Genomic DNA, 811 nt, shown 5'->3' on the forward strand with positions numbered 1-811 from the left:
ACGCTATGAAGGCCTGGGCGGTTATCCGATAGGTGCACAGGACGACGTGTTGTCACTCATGTCTGGTGGTTTTGATTCGACAGTTGCCAGCTACTTAACCATGAAAAGAGGCTTGAAGACGCATTTCTGCTTTTTCAATCTGGGCGGAGCCGCGCATGAGATTGGTGTTAAACAGGTCGCTTTATATTTATGGGAGAAATACGGCGTTTCACATCGCGTGAAATTTGTTGCTGTGCCTTTTGAAGAGGTGGTTGCTGAGATACTAAAGAATGTACATCACTCGCAAATGGGCGTTATCCTCAAACGTATGATGTTGCGGGCAGCAGAAAAGGTTGCGGATCAGATGGGCATCGAGGCCCTGGTTATGGGGGATAGCGTTGCGCAGGTATCCAGTCAGACCTTGGCAAACATGAGTGTGATTAATAAAGTCACCGATACCTTGGTATTACGCCCGCTTATTACCATGGATAAACAAGATATTATCTCTTTGTCAGCAAAAATCGGTACAGAAGAATTTGCCAAGAATATGCCGGAATATTGTGGTGTGATCTCCGATCGCCCAACAACTCGTGCCAAGATGGAACGAATTCTGGAAGAAGAAGATAACTTTGACTTTGAAGTACTCGAGCGCGCAGTAGAACAGCGGGTGAGCACTAAAATCGATGAAGTGATGTCAAGAATCCAAACCATCGCTGAAGTTGATTTGGTGAATGTGCCTGAGGTTGATGATGTGATTATCGATATCCGCCACCCGGACGAAGTTGAAAAAAGTCCGCTTGTTTTGACGAATAATGAAATCAAGAACATTGCG

At 45.5% G+C, this 811-nt stretch carries 1 pseudogene; it reads left to right on the forward strand.

From position 1 onward, the window contains the following. Nucleotides 1–811: pseudogene (locus tag A3763_RS01350) on the forward strand (7-cyano-7-deazaguanine synthase); the annotation flags it as partial.

This window comes from Oleiphilus sp. HI0128 (assembly GCF_001635365.1).